Source organism: Pseudoalteromonas sp. AOP31-A2-14 (genome assembly GCF_052378035.1).
In the GTDB taxonomy this organism is placed as follows: domain Bacteria; phylum Pseudomonadota; class Gammaproteobacteria; order Enterobacterales; family Alteromonadaceae; genus Pseudoalteromonas.
Genome location: NZ_JBQSXI010000006.1, coordinates 1 through 4,706 on the forward strand (window position 1 = coordinate 1; position 4,706 = coordinate 4,706).

The 4,706-nt window shown below is 41.5% G+C and carries 6 protein-coding genes; 4 read left to right on the forward strand and 2 right to left on the reverse strand.

The window, feature by feature from the left end:
* Positions 1-63 precede the first annotated feature (63 nt).
* Positions 64-585 (forward strand): hypothetical protein, encoded by a 522-nt coding sequence (locus ACT3S9_RS19925; RefSeq protein WP_444751179.1) that lies wholly within the window; start codon positions 64-66, stop codon positions 583-585.
* Positions 586-1,348: 763 nt separating this feature from the next.
* Positions 1,349-2,152, forward strand: a complete 804-nt coding sequence (locus ACT3S9_RS19930; protein ID WP_444751180.1) for a replication initiation protein — start codon at positions 1,349-1,351, stop codon at positions 2,150-2,152.
* A gap of 96 nt (positions 2,153-2,248) precedes the next feature.
* On the opposite strand, the gene ACT3S9_RS19935 is transcribed toward ACT3S9_RS19930, so the two are convergent.
* Both ACT3S9_RS19935 and ACT3S9_RS19940 read right to left on the reverse strand, forming a co-directional pair.
* Positions 2,249-2,551, reverse strand: coding sequence for a Txe/YoeB family addiction module toxin (locus ACT3S9_RS19935; RefSeq protein ID WP_444751181.1), 303 nt, complete (start codon positions 2,549-2,551; stop codon positions 2,249-2,251).
* The gene (locus tag ACT3S9_RS19940) at positions 2,523-2,798 is read right to left on the reverse strand and encodes a type II toxin-antitoxin system Phd/YefM family antitoxin (RefSeq protein ID WP_444751182.1); all 276 of its coding nucleotides are present in this window, start codon (positions 2,796-2,798) and stop codon (positions 2,523-2,525) included. The genes ACT3S9_RS19935 and ACT3S9_RS19940 overlap by 29 nt, the downstream gene beginning before the upstream one ends.
* Before the next feature lie 813 nt (positions 2,799-3,611).
* Here ACT3S9_RS19940 and ACT3S9_RS19945 point away from each other — a divergent pair.
* Complete coding sequence (locus tag ACT3S9_RS19945) at positions 3,612-3,860, forward strand: hypothetical protein (RefSeq protein WP_444751174.1); 249 nt, start codon at positions 3,612-3,614, stop codon at positions 3,858-3,860.
* Positions 3,853-4,706: site-specific integrase (locus ACT3S9_RS19950; RefSeq protein WP_444751183.1), on the forward strand; the 854-nt coding region annotated here is incomplete at its 3' end. The genes ACT3S9_RS19945 and ACT3S9_RS19950, both read left to right, overlap by 8 nt.

The window sequence follows — 4,706 nt, forward strand, 5'->3', positions numbered from 1 at the left end:
AATGGGGCATTTTAGACCTGATATTACGGAGACTTATTTACGATGAACTGGCGAACTATCCTCATGTTAATCTTGCTTGCAGCCCTTGGGACTGGCGCTTGGTGGTTAAATGGCTTCATGGAAAATCAAGGCTGGGTTGTTGTTGAAAATCAAAAATGGGTGATTGCCGGCACAGGCTGGGAAACGTTGAAATATGCGTGGCCTGTTGCCGTTATCGGCGTGTTGATTGGTGGTGGAATATTTTACGTAATTTTGGGTTATCTGTACCTAACCGCAACAGAGGCCGATCATGAAAATGAAATAGCTCGTATAAACGCCCAGAAAGCACTCTCGGACGATAAAGCGGAAAAGGCTCAAATACGTGCAGATAACTCAATAAAATCCGACAGAGAAGCGTTGAGAGCGCAAGAAAGGCAGTTAATGGAGCGAGAAGAGCGGTTTAGTCGCCTTGAAGCTGAAGCCGTCAAACGTGTTCAAGCCGCTGAAGAACGTGTGAAAGAGGCGGAGAAAACCGCAGCCAAAGCGAATACTAAAAAACAACGGGCTGAAGGAGCTATGGCAAGATTAAGATCTAAACCTCGGTAACTCTAGCTCACTATGGACAACGGTGGACGGGCAAGCCGCCCACACGTTGACACACAGCCGCTATTTTAGATCACCGGTTAACCAACTCTGCGCTCAATAAATTTTTTACTTAATAGTTAACGACTATGAGGGCGAAGCCGCAGCGAGGAACGAGCGATAACCCAGCGGTGTTCAACGCAAAAAACAATGTGACAACGCGATCACAAAAGGATCAGCAGATCCGATACTTCTTCGTGCCCTGATAAACCAATTATGCACGTCCTGTAAGCCACGCTAACGCATTTTGTTTACTCCAATGATTCAGGTTTGTCTTAGCTCTTGAAAAAACTCTGAGCGCAGCGAAGGCATTCTTGGGGTATGCCGGAACGAGCGAAGCGAGGGGTAGGGCCGGCAGGGGCATCGCCCCTAAGAGGGGTTAGCACCCCGAAATTTTAAAATGCGTTATCCACAAATTTTCGCCGAACTGACCTTTAAAGACTTTATGTATAACTTAAAAGACTTAAAAGACTTAGGAGGTTAATTAAAGCTATGAAATATATAGCAAATAATTTTGAAAGGTGGTCGTCTACCGAGTTAAAGGTGGTCGTCTACCGAGTTAAAGGTGGTCGTCTACCGAGTTAAGGTGGTCGTCTACCGAGTTAAAGGTGGTCGTCTACCGAGTCCTGTGGATAAAAATAACACACAAAATTAAAGGAGGTATTGACTAAATAATAGCTATCCCCTAAATTGGCGGTGGTCTAAAAAAACAAAGAAAACCCCTTTTATGGAATTAGTAAACGTATCGAGCAAAACAAAAGTTAGGCATAAAACTGATATCAACAAAACACTGTCTAAAATGCCTTTGTCATCTAGGCGCGTTTTATTTATGGCCATAGCTCAGTTGGACTCTAAAAAAATAGTAAAGCAAGGCCAAGTGTTCCGCATTTATGCCAGTGAGTACGCGAAAATCGCTAAGCTAGAAATGAATACAGCCTACGAGCAACTAAAATCCGCCACGCTGGACTTGCAAAAACAGATAATAGGAATTCCTAAAGATCAGCTTTTACCCCCCATAGCTCGACAAGGGGAGCGGCCTTGGAAAAAGCCAACAGGAAAAGGAATTCGTATGCTTAATGTCACTGAATATTGTGACTATGAAGACGGGGACGGTTACGTAGATATTAGCTTTAGCCGTCAAATGGAGCCGTATATTTGCATGATAGAGGGTAAATACACTACTCAGGTTTTAATCTCCAGCGCCAGACTAAAAGACACGAACGCAAGTAATCTATATCAACTCTTACGACAGAAAATTAGCGAGAAAAAAGACCGTTATTTTGAAATAGGTGTCGATGAGCTTAAGGATGAATTAGGACTATACACAACAAAGAACAAGGAAAGAGTTTACTCATACCCATTATTTAAAGATTTGAATAAGCTAGTTATAAAACGAAGCCTTGAGACAATTAAAGACACTACAGAAATAAAAGATATAAGCGTTGAAATCATCGAAAGAAAGCAACGTAAAGCAACTAAGCTAAGGTTTTCTTATCGAGTAGATGACCAAATGAAATTTGAAGGATTTTAATTAAGGCCATTAGAAACCTCTTAAAAATTTAGAGATGTTTTAACGGTCAAAAAAGTAATAATTAAGACCGTTAATAGAAACTATTAAATATATTATTTAATAGTGATAACGGGCCTGAACAATGACCAAATCACCATTTAAAACAGTGTAAACTAGGCGGTTTTCTTGATCTATACGGCGGGAATAATACCCCTTTAAATCACCAGAAAGCTTTTCTGGTTTTCCTATTCCTTGATTTAGTGAACGCTGAGCATCATTAATCAATTCATTAATTCTTATAGTTATCTTGGGGGAGCTAGAAGCCCAATAAGTATAGTCTTCCCAAGCGTGGGGAGTGAATACAACTTTCTTTAATGATACTGTTTGCTGATCAAGTTTCTTTTTCTTCTTCGATGTCATAACGGATTAATTCCTCTTCTATTAGAGAGCCACCGTTTAGCTGAGCAATAGAATCTATCAAACGTTGAGAGTTCTTAGCTGAGCGTAGTAAATACATTGTTTCTACCATACTGCTGTAATCTTCTCTTGAAAGCATAACAACCTCAGCTGTTTTACTTGTTATCAATAATGGCTCATGACGATCTGTCACAGCCTCTATAGCTGCCTTAAAATTGGCTCTTGTTTTACTAAATGTTTGTACTTGCATATATTCTCTTTGGTGACAATTGTTAAGCGCGTATAAATTGTAAAACGCAGCCCCTCAAAAGGATTAATCCTCCTAAGAACATCACCTGTCTCCTGTTAAATTTTTATTACGATTAATACCAAATTAAGCTCTATAAAATTACTTTCCAGCTATGTTCACATATTAACCATGTATGTGATTAAAGAACGCTAACGCATAATAAACCCTCCTAAAATGATTACTTACCTCCATTGTACCACATCCTGTACAACAGTCAAATCAAGTACAAGATGTGGTACAATGGGGCTATTTTTTTGCATTTTTGCAACCCATCCCCCCGCTATGTACACACTCGCTTAGGCTCGTAAACATAGCGGGGGTATGGTTTAAGCTTAATTCACGCAAAAAAATACGAGCAATATAAATTTATTTGACGAATTTAAACTCATCACATATATTAATTCTTGAAAATAGAGTTGTGCCTTTAGCACACCTGCTACACCGGATACAGGTAAACGATCCGAGGTCTAGCTCTCTGCTAGGTTCTAGTTACCCCGCTAGCGCAACGCGAAAATGGGAGGCCTGATCACCATGTCAGGAAATAGTCATCCACTAGCGAAAATCGAAATAGGAGATCAACGATGCAAAACGTAAAAGCCACTTAACCGGTGTAAAGGTCAGTGATTCATCCCACTTAAAATACGATGCGGAATAGACTAGAGAAGTCTGAATCTTCGCTCCGTTATGCGTAAATCAGGCTAATAGGCATTAAGTTGTCGCTACTGCTGGTTTAACAGGCAGTTGTAAGTTCTTACAAGGAAAAACATGAAACCAATGAAAGTACCGTCTGATTTCGATGTGAACGCTGAAATTTCCAAGCTTAAAACGCAAACCAAAGCGATAAGAAAGCGCTGCTACACTCAACGTAAATCAAAATTAGACCCATACCACGGTGAAATAATCCAACTGCTTAATGGTGGTTCGAGTGGCGCGGAAATCCGTCGCTGGTTACTAGGCCTGAATGTCGAAGTCTCCCCCTCTACGCTTTCCCGTTGGATAGAGCGGAATCATAAAAATGGGTAAATTTGCCAAAAAAGATCCCCTTGAGGTAGCTCAAAAACAAGCTGCTAATGTGATGAAAACCATTCAAGGTAAACACATACAATCTGTTGGTACAGTCAGGAACTACGAAGAAGCGCTGTCCAGAGTCGCACAATATGCAAACCGTGAATTATCTATCGGACTACGTGAAATCACACCTGAACAAGCGGCACAATATCTTGAAATTCGCAGCGAGGAAGTGGGGCAAAAAACTCTCGATATGGAGCGTCAGGCAATCCAGGCCATGATGCACTTCACCAGCAAAAAGCTAAACCAGGATGAACGCCTGGGCGTTATCAAATCTGAACACCAACAAATTTTAAAATCCCGCTCCTACACGCCAGAGCAGTTAAAAATAATCACGGAGTCACAACGTCCGCAAAATGCACTTTCTACGCAACTTGCACACGCAGCGGGTTTACGTGGTCACGAACTTTTCACGCTTCGCCGTATCGAGGAAAGAGGGGTAAGCGATCGCCCTGCATTAGCTGAAAAATTTCAAGGTCGAGAGGGTGAACGATATACCGTGCAAGGCAAAGGCGGATTAATTCGAGAAGTACGCATACCGACACACCTTGCAAACCAGTTAGAAGCACAGAGATTGCCCGAGCCAAAACACGTAACAGACCGAACTATAAATTACGTACAACATTACAAAATCAGCGCTGGACGCGCTTGGGCTGCATCATTTAGTCGTGCATCTGAAAAAAAACTAGGGTGGAGCGAAGGTGCTCACGGAGTTCGACATAGCTATGCCCAAGAACGCATGTACGAGCTTCAAAATTCAGGCATAAACCGAGATAAAGCGCTTGAAATTGTTTCTCAAGA

Bases quoted from the DNA above. Each gene is read 5' to 3' on its own strand.
- ACT3S9_RS19925 (WP_444751179.1), top strand. From the start codon at position 64: ATGTTAATCTTGCTTGCAGCCCTTGGGACTGGCGCTTGGTGGTTAAAT.
- ACT3S9_RS19930 (WP_444751180.1), top strand. From the start codon at position 1,349: ATGGAATTAGTAAACGTATCGAGCAAAACAAAAGTTAGGCATAAAACT.
- ACT3S9_RS19935 (WP_444751181.1), bottom strand. From the start codon at position 2,551: ATGACATCGAAGAAGAAAAAGAAACTTGATCAGCAAACAGTATCATTA.
- ACT3S9_RS19940 (WP_444751182.1), bottom strand. From the start codon at position 2,798: ATGCAAGTACAAACATTTAGTAAAACAAGAGCCAATTTTAAGGCAGCT.
- ACT3S9_RS19945 (WP_444751174.1), top strand. From the start codon at position 3,612: ATGAAAGTACCGTCTGATTTCGATGTGAACGCTGAAATTTCCAAGCTT.